Annotated in this window: 13 protein-coding genes; 4 read left to right on the forward strand and 9 right to left on the reverse strand. The window is 63.4% G+C overall.

The window, feature by feature from the left end:
- Positions 1–441 precede the first annotated feature (441 nt).
- From JQ641_RS30410 to JQ641_RS30420, 3 genes are all read right to left on the reverse strand, one after another.
- Positions 442–891: a DUF1801 domain-containing protein gene (locus JQ641_RS30410; RefSeq protein ID WP_211999534.1), complete on the reverse strand. Its 450-nt coding sequence runs from the start codon at positions 889–891 to the stop codon at positions 442–444.
- A 17-nt stretch (positions 892–908) separates the two neighbouring features.
- Positions 909–2081, reverse strand: a complete 1173-nt coding sequence (locus JQ641_RS30415) for an acyl-CoA dehydrogenase family protein (protein WP_211999535.1) — start codon at positions 2079–2081, stop codon at positions 909–911.
- Between the two features lie 90 nt (positions 2082–2171).
- A complete protein-coding gene (locus JQ641_RS30420; RefSeq protein WP_211999536.1) occupies positions 2172–3404 on the reverse strand; it encodes an MFS transporter in 1233 nt (410 codons plus the stop codon).
- 231 nt (positions 3405–3635) lie between these two features.
- On the opposite strand from JQ641_RS30420, the gene JQ641_RS30425 reads away from it, so the two are divergent.
- Positions 3636–5201 carry a hypothetical protein gene (locus JQ641_RS30425; protein WP_211999537.1) on the forward strand — a complete coding sequence of 522 codons (1566 nt, stop codon included), beginning with the start codon at positions 3636–3638 and terminating at the stop codon, positions 5199–5201.
- Positions 5202–5203: 2 nt separating this feature from the next.
- Here the strand turns inward: JQ641_RS30425 and lepA are convergent, their stop codons facing one another.
- Positions 5204–7015: a translation elongation factor 4 gene (lepA, locus tag JQ641_RS30430; protein WP_211999538.1), complete on the reverse strand. Its 1812-nt coding sequence runs from the start codon at positions 7013–7015 to the stop codon at positions 5204–5206.
- A gap of 115 nt (positions 7016–7130) precedes the next feature.
- On the opposite strand from lepA, the gene JQ641_RS30435 reads away from it, so the two are divergent.
- Both JQ641_RS30435 and JQ641_RS30440 read left to right on the forward strand, forming a co-directional pair.
- Positions 7131–8735, forward strand: a complete 1605-nt coding sequence (locus JQ641_RS30435; protein WP_211999539.1) for a glycosyltransferase family 39 protein — start codon at positions 7131–7133, stop codon at positions 8733–8735.
- Between the two features lie 20 nt (positions 8736–8755).
- Complete coding sequence (locus tag JQ641_RS30440) at positions 8756–9553, forward strand: SDR family NAD(P)-dependent oxidoreductase (protein ID WP_211999540.1); 798 nt, start codon at positions 8756–8758, stop codon at positions 9551–9553.
- Between the two features lie 129 nt (positions 9554–9682).
- Here the strand turns inward: JQ641_RS30440 and JQ641_RS30445 are convergent, their stop codons facing one another.
- The 5 genes from JQ641_RS30445 to JQ641_RS30465 all read right to left on the reverse strand — a co-directional run bounded on the left by JQ641_RS30445 (position 9683) and on the right by JQ641_RS30465 (position 13745).
- A complete protein-coding gene (locus JQ641_RS30445; protein WP_192739205.1) occupies positions 9683–10009 on the reverse strand; it encodes an HPr family phosphocarrier protein in 327 nt (108 codons plus the stop codon).
- Positions 10006–10407, reverse strand: coding sequence for a PTS sugar transporter subunit IIA (locus JQ641_RS30450; RefSeq protein ID WP_021076632.1), 402 nt, complete (start codon positions 10405–10407; stop codon positions 10006–10008). The genes JQ641_RS30445 and JQ641_RS30450 overlap by 4 nt, the downstream gene beginning before the upstream one ends.
- Before the next feature lie 133 nt (positions 10408–10540).
- Entirely contained in the window at positions 10541–11062 is a 522-nt protein-coding gene (locus tag JQ641_RS30455; RefSeq protein ID WP_211999541.1) for an HPr kinase/phosphorylase, read from the reverse strand.
- Positions 11059–12870 carry a sensor histidine kinase gene (locus JQ641_RS30460; RefSeq protein WP_211999542.1) on the reverse strand — a complete coding sequence of 604 codons (1812 nt, stop codon included), beginning with the start codon at positions 12868–12870 and terminating at the stop codon, positions 11059–11061. Before JQ641_RS30460 ends, JQ641_RS30455 begins: the two co-directional genes overlap by 4 nt.
- A gap of 173 nt (positions 12871–13043) precedes the next feature.
- Positions 13044–13745 carry a response regulator transcription factor gene (locus JQ641_RS30465; protein WP_016843287.1) on the reverse strand — a complete coding sequence of 234 codons (702 nt, stop codon included), beginning with the start codon at positions 13743–13745 and terminating at the stop codon, positions 13044–13046.
- 212 nt (positions 13746–13957) lie between these two features.
- On the opposite strand from JQ641_RS30465, the gene JQ641_RS30470 reads away from it, so the two are divergent.
- Positions 13958–14704, forward strand: coding sequence for a HugZ family pyridoxamine 5'-phosphate oxidase (locus JQ641_RS30470; RefSeq protein WP_211999543.1), 747 nt, complete (start codon positions 13958–13960; stop codon positions 14702–14704).
- Positions 14705–14757 lie beyond the last annotated feature (53 nt).

Below are 14757 nucleotides of genomic sequence, written 5' to 3' on the forward strand. Positions count from 1 at the left end.
GCACGGCATAAGCCGTAAAGCCATTGCGCAGGGAAGGCCGGGTGTTCACCGCTGCCCTGTATGCTCGTGTGCAGCCTTTTTAGTGCAGATCGCACACGAGACCGCGGGTGCAGCGCGCACCCGGTCTTCCCTGCGCCCTCTTAATTCTGGGGGCAAGGTTTTCTGACAAAGCTCGGGCGCAATGCGTCGCGAGAACGCGTAGCCACGTTTACCGCTGTCATCGTCCGCGTAGGCGGACGATCCAGTATTCCAGAGACGTCAATGATTGAATCGAGAAGCCGCAGCGTACTGGATACCCCGCCTGCGCGGGGTATGACAGCGGTGTGCAGGCGCGTCGCCGCTGTCATTGCGAGCGGAGCGAAGCAATCCATGGGATTGCTTCGTCGCTTCGCTCCCTTGCACAAACGCTTTGCGTTTGTTGCAGGCAATGACGGTGATCAGTTACTTCGCGCCCTTCCGTTTCCCCAAACGATACGTCAGCGCCAGCGCCACGCAGTGGCGCAACTCGGCCTCCGGCACCTTATCCTCCGCGCCAAGAAGGATGGCCCGGTTTCCTTCATAACGCAGCTGCGGATAAAGCTCGCGAAACGTCTCGACCAGATTGGTCTGGCAATGGAAGTAGACCGCATACTGCCCGGGCACCGGCTTGACTTGGTCGATCCGGATCGTGCTGCCGCTCTTGGTCTCCGCCGTGAGATAGCTCGGCTGCCCCCATTTCAATGTCTCTTCCAGCGCGCCGACACCCTTGGTGGTCTTTGCGGTGTCGAAGATCAGCCGGCGCAGCGCCAGCAATCTGGCTTTCACCGGCCTGGGATAGGCGTCGAAGACGGCTTCGACCGCGGAAGCCGGGCTTTTCGCGGGCTGCTTTTTTGCAGCTTTCGTTCCGGCCATTTTCTTCGCAAGCCCCATCAGCGCGCCGTCGGCGGCGTGTCGAGATTGGCGAAAAGAATCGCCTTGCCGGCATCTTCGTAATGGGTATCGCGGGCCTGGATCTGCTGCGCGATCGCGTGCATGTCGCGAAACCGCCGTTCGAACTTGTTGGCGCTGAAGACGGCGGTGGCGCCGGCCATGTGATAGGCGGTGTCGACCACGGAGGCCGATTGATGGATGGTCCAGGTCGCGGCGATCCGCAGCGCGATGCGGTGCTGTTCGGTGAGGGCGTCGCCGCGCGCCAGGTCGCGCCAGACCTCGGCCGCCGTGGTGTAGAGATAGGCGCGCGCGGCGCGCAAGGTCGCCTCGGTGCGCCCGATCAGGCCCTGCACGGCGTTGTTGTCGCGCATCGCCTTGAGGCCTTGCGGCGTCTTGCCGCGCGCCAGATCGGTGGCGGCATCCAGCGTCGCGCGCGCGACGCCGAGCGAGGTCGCGGCGAAGCCCATGCTGAACACCATGTTGGTGGAGAGCTTGTAGAGCGGGCCGTGTTCGCGGAGCGCCGAAGGTTCGTCGCGCAGCGCCGCGAACTTGTCCGGGATGAACAGATTGTCGACCGAGTAGGAATCGGTGCCGGTGCCGCGCAGACCGATGACGTCCCAGACGTCATACATCGTGGCATCAGCCACCGGAAACAGGATGGTGCGGATTTCCGGCGAACCATCCGCCTTGCGTCGCGGGCTGCCGTCGGCCTCGACGACCCTGACATGGGCGCCGAGCCAGCTCGCCTGCCGGGAGCCGCTGGCAAAATCCCAGCGCGCGCTGGCCTTGTAGCCGCCGGGCACGACCTGCACTTCATGCTTGATTGCGCCCCAGGCGAGGATGCCGGGCGCGACGTTGAAAATCTCGCTGGCGGCATCGGCATCGAGATAGGCCGCGGTCATGGCGCAGACGCTGCACTGGCCGAGGCACCAGGCGGTGGAAGCATCGGCCTTGGCGATTTCCTCCTGCATCTGCATGAAGATCTCGAGCGGCAATTCGGCGCCGCCGAGGCTCTGCGGCAGCAACGAGCGATAAAGCCCGTTCTCGATCAGGGCGGTGGTCACATCAGGCGTCAGCCGCCGCGTCCGCTCGATTTCGTCGGCGTCGCGTGCGATCAATGGCTGCAGCATGCGCGCGCGCTCGACGAGGTCGAGGCCGGGGTGCTTGTTCATGCGCTTCCTCGCATTGTCTTGTTTTGTTTGCGCGAGGGGCGATGGTGGCCCATCCGCCGTCCCCGATCAAGGCGGCGGAGAATACGCATCTCAGGCTGCGGCGCGCCCGAGATCGAGCGAGGGCTGCGATGGCCGCTTCGCCGACGGGAAACTCAGCGCCACCGCGACCGCGGTAATGCCGATCGCAAACGAGCCGACATAGAGCCAGTTGTAGGCGTGGAAAGTGTCGAACACCCATCCGCCGGCCAATGGCCCCAGCGCCATGCCGAGGCTGGCAAAGGCGGAGACCGCGCCGAACACCGTGCCCATGATACGCGCGCCGAAATATTCGCGTACCAGCACCGCATAGAGCGGCATCACGCCGCCATAGGCGAGCCCGAAGATCACGGACAGCGCATAGAACTCGCCGAGCTGGCCGACCGCAAGATAGGTCGCGACCGACATCGCCTGCACGAACAGCCCGCCGACCAGCACCGGCTTGGCGCCGATACGGTCGGCCATGACGCCGAGCAGCAGCCGGCCGCCGAGCCCGGAGAATCCGGCAAGGCTGTAGACCGTGACGGCGGTCAGCGGCGCGATGCCGCAGATCATCGCGTAGCTCACCATGTGGAAGATCGGCCCCGAATGTGCCGCGCAGCAGGCGAAATGCGCCAGCGCCAGCGTGATGAATTGCGGGGTCCGCAACGCCTGCCCGACCGTCCATTGTACTTCCGGCACGTCAGGTCCGCCGCTCACGGGTGCTGCGGCCGGCGGCGCCGGACGCACCAGGAACGATGCCGGGATCAACAGTGCCCAGGATGCGATGCCGATCACCAGCATCGCGGTGCGCCAGTCATAGGTCGTGATCAAATAGCTTGCGAATGGTGCGATCGTCAGCGGCGACACGCCCATGCCGGCCGACACCAGCGCCACCGCAAGGCTGCGGCGATGTTCGATCCAGGCGCTCGCCACCGCGACCATCGGCGCATAGAAACTCCCTGCAGCAATCCCGATCAGCACGCCGAAGAAAAACTGGAATTGCCAGAGGCTTGCGGCCTGGCTCGCGCCGACCAAACCGATGCCGAGCAGCACGGCGCCGGCCAAAACCACGATGCGGGTGCCGAACCGGTCGGACAATGCGCCCCAGAAGAACGCCGCAAATCCCATGGCGAGGAAATCGATCGTCGCCGCCGCCGAGACGCCGCTGACCGACCAGCCGGTATCCGTTGCAATCGGCTGCAGGAATACCGCCAGCGACAGCATCGTGCCGAAGCCGACACAGGTCATCAGCGCGCCCGCGCCGACGACGATCCAGCCATAGGAGGAATTGGCGGGCTTGCTCATTGCGTTTCCTCAGCATGTTTTTTTTGGATTTTATGGTCTGAGCGGGCGGGATGGTGGCCTATCCGCGACTGCAGGGCAAGGCGGGTGATGATGGGAAGTTGCCCCACCTGACGCCACGCTGCCCGGACCGCCCGGTTAAGGCAGCCTTAATCGCGGACTTCAATGTGTCGCCGGCGATTCATCAGGTTTTGAAGTTTGTTTGCGACCTATCGTTGATCGGGAGTCTCGGGAATGAACCGGAATGTTTTGATCGCGGCTCTCGTTGCCGCCGGCCCTTTGTTGCTCGTCGGTATAGCCATTCTCGGCCCGATGAGCAGTGTGATACCGACCGGGCGCGCCGTCCCGCCATCTCCGTCGCCCTTTGCGGCTTTCGGGTCGAATTGCGAAATTGCCCCCGTCAGCAAGGAGCACGTTTTTGTCGCTGCATCGGCCTATCAGGGCGATACACTGACCAATGTCCAGCTTGGTGACGAGGACAGCGAGACGACCATGGTCCGCATCGCGGTGGCGTCGGGTTCGAAACCGATCACCGTGCTGCTGCAGGCCTCACGGCCGATGATCTGGAATTTCGAAGGGGCGGTCGAGCGCGTCGCGCGCGCGATCATCTTTCCCGGAAATCGCAACCGCGTCGCAGTCGCCGGCTTGCCGGCGGCGCAAGTCGATCTCGTCAAGCTCGAGGGCTGCCCGGCACAGGCCATTACGCTCAACAAGGATAATGAAAAGCGTCGCGATGAACTCCTGACGGCCATGTTCGGCCGCTTGGCGGATCGTGCGGCAACAGGCCATTCGCTGAATTCAATTGCGTTGCCCGAGCTGCAAATGGCATCGGCGCCGAAAGGCGGAGCGGAACGTGCCGTGGGATCCACCGAGAGGGAATTATATACTTACTTCCCGGGCGGGTTCCGGACTGTGGATGCCAAATCGCTGGTGTCGCGTGCGGAAGTGCTGACACCGGAAACCTATCCCGATATCGCCGGCCTGATCCAACTCGAACGCGCGGGCGCGATCCGTCCAGCGGAGCGGCATGAGATCGATCGTTTTGTCGAAGGCTTCAGCAATCCGTTCCGGTCCAGGCTCAGCCCTAACTATCAAATGCGCGTTGGTTTCTCCTATGTGATCCTGCGCGACCTGATGCTGCCGGCGGGTCTCAACGGTGCGCATTCCAAGAACTTCCTGGTGCTGTCGGGCGTGCCTGCGCCCCGCGGCCGCGTTGGTCATGGCTGCCTCGCCTACATGGACGGCTTCAAGGCGGAAGACCGTTCCTGCTACGGCGATGCGTGGGACGGAATCGAAAGGCTGAAAAAGCTGCCCGACGCCAACTCGGTTCAATGCCGTCTGCTGACACCGGCCGCGGATGTGAGCGTCGAAGCCGTATCGATGTACGAGCCTAAAGGCGCCAAGCATTCCTTTGCCAGCACCCGCGAGCCGTCGCCGGTGGACGTCAAGGTGAGCAAACCCGGTGCGGTGCTGCTTGTTCTCAATACCTATGAGCCCGCGATCTGGCGCGTCGTTGCCAACGAGGGCACGCAGATCGCCGGTGTCATTCTCACCGGTTACTATGCGAGCAAAGTCGAGGGCGTTTCACCGGCCACGCCGGTGATCCAGGCGGACTTCGCAAGCCGCCAGAATCGTCCGCCGGTCGATGCGGCCTGTGCGCCGTTCCATGAATATCTCGGAACCAGCTTTCGCGGTGGGCCGGCGGCATTAGCGATCGACCGTCAGGTCAGCGCCTTGACCGGAAAGAGCGTCGACCGGCTTCGTGGCGACTACTCGCTCGGCAGCGTGGAGATCCAGTAGCCTCAGCTATCCACCTTCAGCGCGGCAATGAAGGCTTCCTGCGGGATGTCGACCTTGCCGAACTGCCGCATCTTCTTCTTGCCTTCCTTCTGCTTCTCCAGAAGCTTGCGCTTGCGCGTGATGTCGCCGCCGTAGCATTTCGCGGTGACGTCCTTGCGCAGCGCGCGGACGGTCTCGCGGGCGATCACCTTGCCGCCGATCGCAGCCTGGATCGGAATCACGAACATGTGCGGCGGGATCAGTTCCTTCATCCGCTCGACCATGGCGCGGCCGCGGCCTTCGGCGCGGGTGCGATGCACCAGCATCGACAGCGCGTCGACCGGCTCGAGGTTGACGAGGATCTGCATCTTGACGAGATCGGCGGGCTTGTAGTCGGTCAGATGGTAGTCGAACGAGGCGTAGCCCTTCGAGACCGATTTGAGCCGGTCGTAGAAATCGAACACGACTTCGTTGAGCGGCAAATCGTATTTCACCATCGCGCGCGAGCCGACATAGGTCAGCTCCTTCTGCGAACCGCGGCGGTCCTGGCACAGCTTAAGCACGCTGCCGAGATATTCGTCCGGTGTCAGGATGGTGGCTTCGATCCATGGCTCCTGGATCTCGGCGATCTTGACCACGTCGGGCATGTCGACGGGATTGTGGATCTCGATCTCTTGCCCATCGGTGAGGTGCATCTTGTAGATCACGCTCGGCGCGGTCGCGATCAGGTTGAGATCGAATTCGCGCGACAGCCGCTCCTGGATGATTTCCAGATGCAGCAACCCGAGGAAGCCGCAGCGGAAGCCGAAGCCGAGTGCGGCCGAGGTCTCCATCTCGAACGAGAAGCTCGCATCGTTGAGGCGCAGTTTGCCCATCGCCGCGCGCAGCGTCTCGAAGTCGTCGGCATCGACCGGGAACAGGCCGCAGAACACCACAGGGATCGCGGGCTTGAAGCCCGGCAACATGTCGGTGATCGGCTTGCGGTCGTCGGTGATGGTATCGCCCACTCTCGTATCGGCGACTTCCTTGATCGCGGCGGTGATGAAACCGATCTCGCCCGGGCCGAGCTCGTCGACTGGCGTCATCTTCGGGGTGAAGAAGCCGACGCGCTCGATGTCATAGGCGGCGTTGGTGCCCATCATGCGGATGCGGCTGCCCTTCTTCATCACGCCATCGACGACGCGAATGAGAACGACGACGCCGAGATAGACGTCGTACCAGCTATCGACCAGAAGCGCCTTCAGCGTCGCGTTGCGGTCGCCCTTCGGCGGCGGCAGGCGGGTGACGATGGCTTCCAGCACGTCGGGAATGCCAAGCCCGGTCTTGGCCGAGATCATCACCGCGTCGGCGGCACTGATGCCGATCACATCCTCGATCTGCTGCCTGACCTTTTCCGGTTCGGCGGCGGGCAGGTCGACCTTGTTGAGCACCGGCACGATCTCATGACCCGCGTCGAGCGCGTGGTAGACGTTGGCGAGCGTCTGCGCCTCGACGCCCTGGCTGGCGTCGACCACCAGCAGCGATCCTTCACAGGCCGCCAGCGAGCGCGAGACTTCGTAGGCGAAGTCGACATGGCCCGGCGTGTCCATCAGGTTGAAGATGTAATCCTTGCCGTCCTTGGCGCGGTAGTTCAGCCGGACCGTCTGCGCCTTGATGGTAATGCCGCGCTCGCGCTCGATATCCATCGAATCGAGCACCTGCTCCTTGCCCGCCATTTCGCGATCGGTCAGCCCGCCCGTGGTCTGGATCAGGCGGTCGGCCAGCGTCGATTTGCCATGGTCGATATGGGCGACAATGGAGAAGTTGCGGATGTTGGAAATCGGGGCAGTTGTCATGGGGCGCGGGATAGCATTCACATCCCCGTGCGGCAACCATATTGCTGTATTTTAAGGGGCATTCTTCACGCCAAGCTGATTCCACGCGCGGCAAAAACGCGCTACGCACGGGCCCATGTCGACTGCATCCATTTTACCCGCCGCCGCGCGTTCCAGGCGCAGATTGTCCCTCCGGCGGCTGGCGGCATGGCTGGCCGCGCGCGCCAGCGATCCCAAGGGCGCTTTGTGGCTGGTGAGCGGCTTTGCCGTGGTCCATGCCGCGCTCTGGACGCTGATCCTGGTCAATCTGAAGACCGGCCAGGACATCCATATGGACGTCGCCGAGGCGTTCGGCTGGGGCCAGAAGTTCCTGCTCGGCTATGGCAAGCATCCGCCGCTGTCGGGATGGGTGGCGGGCGCCTGGTTCAGGCTGTTCCCGGTCACCGATTGGGCGACTTATGCGCTGGCGATGGCGACGCTGGGCCTGGGGCTCGTGATCTGCTGGCTGCTGGCGCTGCGCGTGGTCGATCACCGCCGCGCCTTCCTCGTCGTGGTGATGCTCGCGCTCTATCCGATCTTCAACTTCAAGGGCTTCAAGTACAATCCGGACCTGCTGCAGCTGGTGACGCTGCCGCTTCTGGTGCTGGCCTATCTCGACGCGTTCGAGAAGCGCAGCGTGAAATCCGGATGGATGCTCGGGATCGCCGGCGCACTGGCGCTGATGACCAAATACTGGGCGCTGACCATGATCGGCGCCATCGGCCTCGCCGCGCTGATCCATCCGCAGCGCCTGCAATTCCTGCGCTCGCCGGCACCGTGGGTGGCCATCTTCGTGCTCGTCGTGGCGATGGTCCCGCATTTGATCTGGCTCCGGGACGTGAATTTCGTCCCGCTCACCTATGCCGGCGAAATCTATTCGCTCACCGACCGCCGCATGATCGATAACCTGGCGCTCGGTTATGTCGGCCATAATCTGGCGCTGCTGGCGTTGCCCGTGGTGCTGGCGGGAGTAGCGCTGGCGTGGCCGTCGCGCTGGCGCAAGCCGTCTTTTGCGTTCTGGTCGCGCGGTGCGAATGCCAGCGTCAACACCGGGCAGGCACTCAATGTCTGGCTGATTCAGGCGGTGGTGGCGATCGGGCCGCCGCTCGGCGCGGTGCTATTCCAGGTCTACATCAAGACCGATTGGGGCATCCCGCTGTTCTTCCTGGTGCCGCTGGCGCTGATCGCGATCCCGGCGCTACGCGTGCGGCAGCTGGCGCTGCTTCGGCTGACCGCGACCTGGCTGGTGCTTACATTGGCGGTGTTGATCGCATCGCCGCAGATCGCTTCCTATGATGCCGGCCAGCATCGCAACGAGGGGGCAAGCTACCGGGCGCGCTCCGAACTTGCGCGCGAGCTGACGGAAGTCTGGCACCGGCGGTTTTTCTCAGCCTTGCCGGTGGTCGCGGCCTACAGCGATATCGGCCACCCCGTTACATTCTACAGCGCCGATCATCCGGCAATCCTGACGCCGTACGAGCCGTGGTCGTCGGGGCTGACCTCGCTCGAAGAGGCCAAGCGATCCGGCTTCATCGGGATCTGCGAGACCGGCGATTGGAAGTTCGAAAGATGCGAGGCATGGATGAAGGACCATGCCGCCAATGGCGAGCGCATGGTGATTACGACGCGAAGGTTTTTCTCAGGGGGGCCGGGCCCCGCCACGATCTGGAACGTGATAGTGGTGCCGCCGGAAAAGAAATAAAAAGGGAATTGGGGAAACGCATGAATATCGATTTGACTGGAAAGACCGCGCTGGTCACCGGCTCGACGCGCGGCATCGGGCTCGCAACCGCCATCGGGCTTGCGCGGATGGGCGCGGAAGTCATCGTCAACGGGCGCGAGCAAGCGGCCGTCACTGAAGCCATGGCAAAGGTCCGGCAAGCTGCGCCTGCTGCCGAGGTGCACTCGGCGGCGGTCGATCTTGGTAACGCCGAAGGATGCGCCGCGCTTACGGCGCAATTTCCTGAAGTCGACATCCTCGTCAACAATCTCGGCATCTACGAGCCGAAGGGATTCTTCGATATCGAGGATTCCGACTGGACGAGGATGTTCGAAGTCAACGTGATGAGCGGCGTGCGCCTCACCCGGCATTATCTGAAGCGGATGCTGGACAACAAGGATTGGGGCCGCGTCGTGTTCGTCTCCAGCGAATCCGGCGTCTTCATTCCCAAGGAGATGGTTCACTACGGCTTCTCCAAGGCCGCCCAGCTTGTGGTGGCGCGCGGCGCCGCCGAACTCACCAAGGCGACCAACGTGACCGTCAATTCGGTCATGCCGGGGCCGACCTGGGTCGAGATGGCACCGGTGCGGCTGGCTGCCCGCGCCAAGGGCATGGGAACGACCGTCGACGACCTCGTCGCGCGCACCTTCAGCGAACGGCGGCCGGCCTCGCTGTTGCAGCGCTACGCCGAGCCTGAGGAGATCGCCAATCTGATCTGCTACGTCTGCTCAAAAGCCTCCAGCGCCACCAACGGCGCCGCCTTGCGCGCCGACGGCGGCATCGTCACCAATCCGTTTTGAGATGATGCGTAGGGTGGGCAAAGCGAAGCGTGCCCACCATTCACGACGATGGTCTGGATGGATGGTGGGCACGGCGCAGCTGCGCCTTTGCCCACCCTACGAGAGCGCAGCGCTACGAGCGTCTAGCGCTCACACGCCTTCTTCGTTGAACTTGTCGGCGACGAGACCCGCGATCGCATCGACCGCGGCCTGCGCCTCGGGGCCGGTGGCGGAAACAGTTACTGTGGTGCCGGGACCTGCGGCCAGCATCATCAATCCCATGATCGAGGTGCCGCCGACGGTCTCGTTGCCGCGCGTCACCCAGACCTCCGCGTTGAAACGCTCGACCATCTGGACGAATTTGGCCGACGCGCGCGCGTGCAGTCCGCGTTTGTTGATGATGAGAAGCTCGCGGGAAATGGCGCCGGCTGGCACGCTCGGCCCGACGTCGTTTCCGGGCGGGGCCTCGTCGCTCATTTGCCGGCGAGTACGCGGCTGGCGATGGTGACGTATTTGCGACCGGCTTCCTGAGCCATCGCGATGGCGTCCGGAAGCGAGCGCTCTTCACGCACCTTGGCAAGCTTCACCAGCATGGGAAGGTTGATACCTGCGAGTACTTCCACCTTGGGGCGGCTCATACAGGAGATCGCCAGGTTGGAGGGGGTGCCACCGAACATGTCGGTAAGGATAGCAACTCCGTCGCCACTGTCGACGCGATTCACCGCTTCGATAATGTCGCTTCGACACAAATCGGAGTCGTCCTCGGCTCCGATCGTAATCGCTTCAATTTGTTTTTGCGGACCCATGACATGTTCGAGCGCCGCCCTGAACTCGTCGGCAAGGCGCCCATGGGTCACAAGCACTAGACCAATCATCGGAAACTCCTCGCGGGTGCTTTTGGTGCACCGCACGAACGCGCCACTTTGACCATCCAGAGGCCCCGCGCAAGAGGGCATCTTGGCTATTCTCCCGGAAATCGGTGGCAAGAGAGGGGAGCCTGCGCGGGTCTTATTCGGTCGCGATAGTGGGGCTTATATGGTTACCAAACCCCTTCACACAATCGGCCGTATTATTACCGGAAGGTGAACTTTGAGTTGTCGTCAGCGCGGCGACAACCAGCGGAAGGGGCTGAAAGCCGGTTCCGACAGGGATTCTCGGTATCAAAACACCATTAAGGCTGACGACGAGGGCTTCGGGCGGCGGCAGCCGTTCCGCGTCACTAGCCGAAAGATCGACAACCAGACCGACTACCGCCTCGCTGACACAATCACAGCGGCGAATCCCGAGGCCCCGGATTTCGATCAGGCCGGCCAATTCGGCCGCCGGGCGGACCCACAATTCTCCGGCCAGTGTGCCCAGATGGACACGGTCATCGCCCACCAAAATGGCCGGTGGAACCTGGCCGGTACGGCCGGCGAGAATCAGGTCGAAGGCCAGCCGTGACTTGCCGGAACCCGACGGCCCCCGGATCAGGACGGCGCGGTCGCCAACCAGCACGGCGGAGGCGTGCACGCTGGCATTCTCAGTCATGGCGCCGGCAGCCTGACCACGAAGCGCGCGCCCGATACCGTCGGGTTGCCGTCGGCGTCGGCCGGACCGGCGCGGTTTTCCGCCCAGATACGCCCGCCATGGGCCTCGATGATCTGCTTAGAGATCGACAGCCCGAGGCCGGAATTCTGGCCAAAGCCCTGATGCGGCCGGTCGGTGTAAAAGCGCTCGAAGATACGCTCAAGCGCATCCTCGCCGATGCCCGGACCGTCGTCGTCGACCACGATTTCGATTTCCGAACGGACGCGGCGGCAGACGATGCGCACCTTGCCGCCGGCGTGGGAGAACGATTGAGCGTTCGACAACAGGTTGGAGATCACCTGGCCGAGCCGCGAATCATGGCCGGGCACCGAGAAGGTGTCGGTCGGGCTGCGGCCCTCGAAGCGCGCCTCGACGGAGACGTCGTGGCCGAGCTTGGTTTCATTGGCGACCGAGGTCAGCGTCGTCAGCAAGCGCCTGAAATCGACCGGGGCCATATCCTGCCGCTGCAGTTCGGCATCGAGGCGGCTGGCGTCGGAGATGTCCGAGATCAGCCGGTCGAGCCGCCTGACGTCGTGTTCGATGACGGCGAGCAGCCGCGCGCGGCTGTTTTCATTGCGCGCCAGCGGCAGCGTTTCCACCGCCGAGCGCAGCGAGGTCAGCGGGTTCTTCAGTTCATGGGCGACGTCGGCGGCGAACATCTCGATCGCCTCGATGCGGCTATAGAGCGCATTGGTCATGTCGCGCAGCGCGCCGGAAAGATGGCCGATCTCGTCGCGGCGGCGGGTGAAGTCGGGAATCTCGACACGGGTCTGGATGCGGCGGCGAACGCGCTCGGCGCCGTCGGCGAGGCGCCGCACCGGACCGGCGATCGTGCTCGCCAGCAGCAGCGACAATACGATCATGACGGCGGAGGCGACGCCGCCGATTTTCAGGATCGCCCAGCGCTCGGCACCGACCATCTGGTCGATGTCGTCGCCCTGGGTCGTGAGCATCAGCGCGCCACGCACCGCGCGGAAGTGCTGCACCGGCACCGCGACCGACACGATGACCGCGCCGCGCTCATTGACGCGGATCATGCTGCTCTTCTGGCCGCCCAGCGATTGCGCGACTTCCTGATAGCCTTTGCCGCCCTCGGGGCCGAGTTCGCGATAGATCGGCAGGTCGCCGCGATTGAACCAGGTGCGGATCGCGGTCAGCGTCCGCTCCGCAATATTGGGCTTGTCGGCCGACGGTGGCGGCAGTTCGAACCGCAGCACGTCGCCGCGGGCAAACAGATTGCGGCTGTCCAGGATAAGCCCGCCTTCGCGGTCGAAAATACGTGCGCGCGTCTTGGTCGGCGCGATCAGGCGGCGCAGCACCGGCGCGACGCGCTCCGGGTTGATCGGAAAGTCGGAATATTCGTCCGGCGCGCCATAGCTTTCACCGGGCTTCAGATCGAGCAGGCGGTCGGGATCGACGGTGATGGTGCCGCCCTCGACGGTGGCCGAGGTCGCGATCGCCTCGGAGATGATCTCGGCATACACCTGTAGGCTCTGTGCACGCGCATCGATCAGGCCGGCGCGGAACTGCGACAAATAGAGGATGCTCGCCACCAGCGCGACGAGGCCTGCCAGATTGAGCGAGACGATACGGCGGGTGAGACTGGAGAAAGAGAGCGCAAAGAAGAATTGTCCGGCGCGACGCAACCAACCCAGCGGCCGCCACCAGCCCTGGCTCTGCGCCTTGTCGTCGGCAACGTAATCCCGATCGACGGACGCAGATGCATCCTCGTTGTTCCGGCCTCGATCAGGCTGCGTTCGATCTAGCAATGGCTAAAACTGCCGGTTGTCTCGACTGTCCCTGCAAAGCGCGGCTTGCGCGCTCAATCCTACCCCAGACGCGCCAAGGCGTCAGTTAACGAGCCGCTCGAGCATGATCCGGAAAAGTGGACACCGGTTTTCCGAAAAGATCATGCTCAAACAAAAAAGACCAAAACTGCAGATCAGGCTTCCTTGAAGCGATAGCCGACGCCGTAGAGCGTCTCGATCATCTCGAAATCGTCGTCCACCACCTTGAACTTCTTGCGCAGCCGCTTGATGTGGCTGTCGATGGTGCGGTCGTCGACATAGACCTGATCGTCATAGGCGGCGTCCATCAGCGCGTTGCGGCTTTTCACCACACCGGGCCGCGTCGCCAGCGCCTGCAGGATCAGGAACTCGGTCACGGTCAGCGTCACCGGCTCGTTCTTCCAGGTGCAGGTGTGACGTTCCGGATCCATTCGCAGCAGGCCGCGGTCGAGTGCACGTGCATCCGGCTCCTTCGGTGCGGCGGTCGGATCCTTGGGCTGCCCCCTGCGCAGCACGGCCTTGACGCGCTCGACCAGCAGGCGCTGGGAGAACGGCTTGCGGATGAAATCGTCGGCGCCCATCTTGAGGCCGAACAATTCGTCGATCTCTTCATCCTTGGAGGTGAGGAAGATGACCGGCAGATCGGACTTCTGCCGCAGCCGCCGCAGCGTCTCCATGCCGTCCATGCGCGGCATCTTGATGTCGAGGATCGCAAGGTCCGGCGGCGAGGTGCGGAAACCATCGAGCGCCGACGCACCATCCGTGTAGGTCATGATGCGATAGCCTTCGGCTTCGAGCGCAATCGAGACGGAAGTGAGAATGTTGCGGTCGTCATCGACCAAGGCGATTGTGGGCATGAGCCTGCTTTCGAAAGAGAAGTGGCTTAAACGGCGGGCAAATCAGCCGTGCGCCGTGTAAATGAGCTTCGTACGCGGTCAACGAGCAATGCAAGCTGGGCTGAAGTGTGACCGAGTTCCGCGAAACCGTTCCGCGGACGATGCGTAGCACCCATATAGCACCCTCAAGGCCTGAGAAAAGGCCCTTTTTGCAATAAGATGGCTGGAAAACGATGCAACCGACCGCTGATTTTAACTCTTCCAAACTGGCCCGCTCATTGCTGAGGCGGAGCCGGCAGGGCGCGCTGGCAACCCTGATGGCCGGCAGCGGCGATCCCTATTGCTCGCTGGTCAATATCGCGAGCGATTCCGATGCCTCGCCGATCCTGCTGATCTCCCGGCTGGCGCTGCATACGAAGAATATTCTGGCCGATAACAGGGTCTCGCTGATGCTGGACGAGCGCGCCGCCGGCGATCCGCTGGAGGGCGCCCGGATCATGCTGGCAGGGCGGGCCGAGGAGGCCGCGGCTGGCCAGGCTGAAATCTTGCGCCGGCGCTACCTCAACGCCCATCCATCCGCGGAAGTCTTTGTAGACTTTAAGGATTTTTCGTTCTTCCGGATCGTGCCAACAGGCGCCCATCTGGTCGCCGGCTTTGGCCGGATCATCGACCTGACGCCGGCGCAGTTCCTGACCGATATCAACGATGCCGAGGGGCTGTTGGAAGCCGAGCAGGGCGCCGTGGAACACATGAACGAGGACCACCGCGAGGCGATGAACCTCTACGCCACGCGCCTGCTCGGGGCCGATAGCGCCGACTGGGCCTGCACCGGCTGCGACCCCGATGGCATGGACATGCAGGCAGGCTCCACCACGCTTCGGCTGGATTTCCCGGAACGGGTCACCAACGGGACCGCCTTACGCAAAATGCTGGTCCGGCTGGCGGGCGAGGCCCGGGCCAAGGAGCCCACGAGTCCTTGAGCAGCCGGAATTTGAACGGCGGCGGCCGTTCGCGCGACCTAATCCACACTCCC

Origin of the sequence: Bradyrhizobium sp. JYMT SZCCT0180 (assembly GCF_018130165.1) — a bacterium.
GTDB lineage: Bacteria > Pseudomonadota > Alphaproteobacteria > Rhizobiales > Xanthobacteraceae > Bradyrhizobium.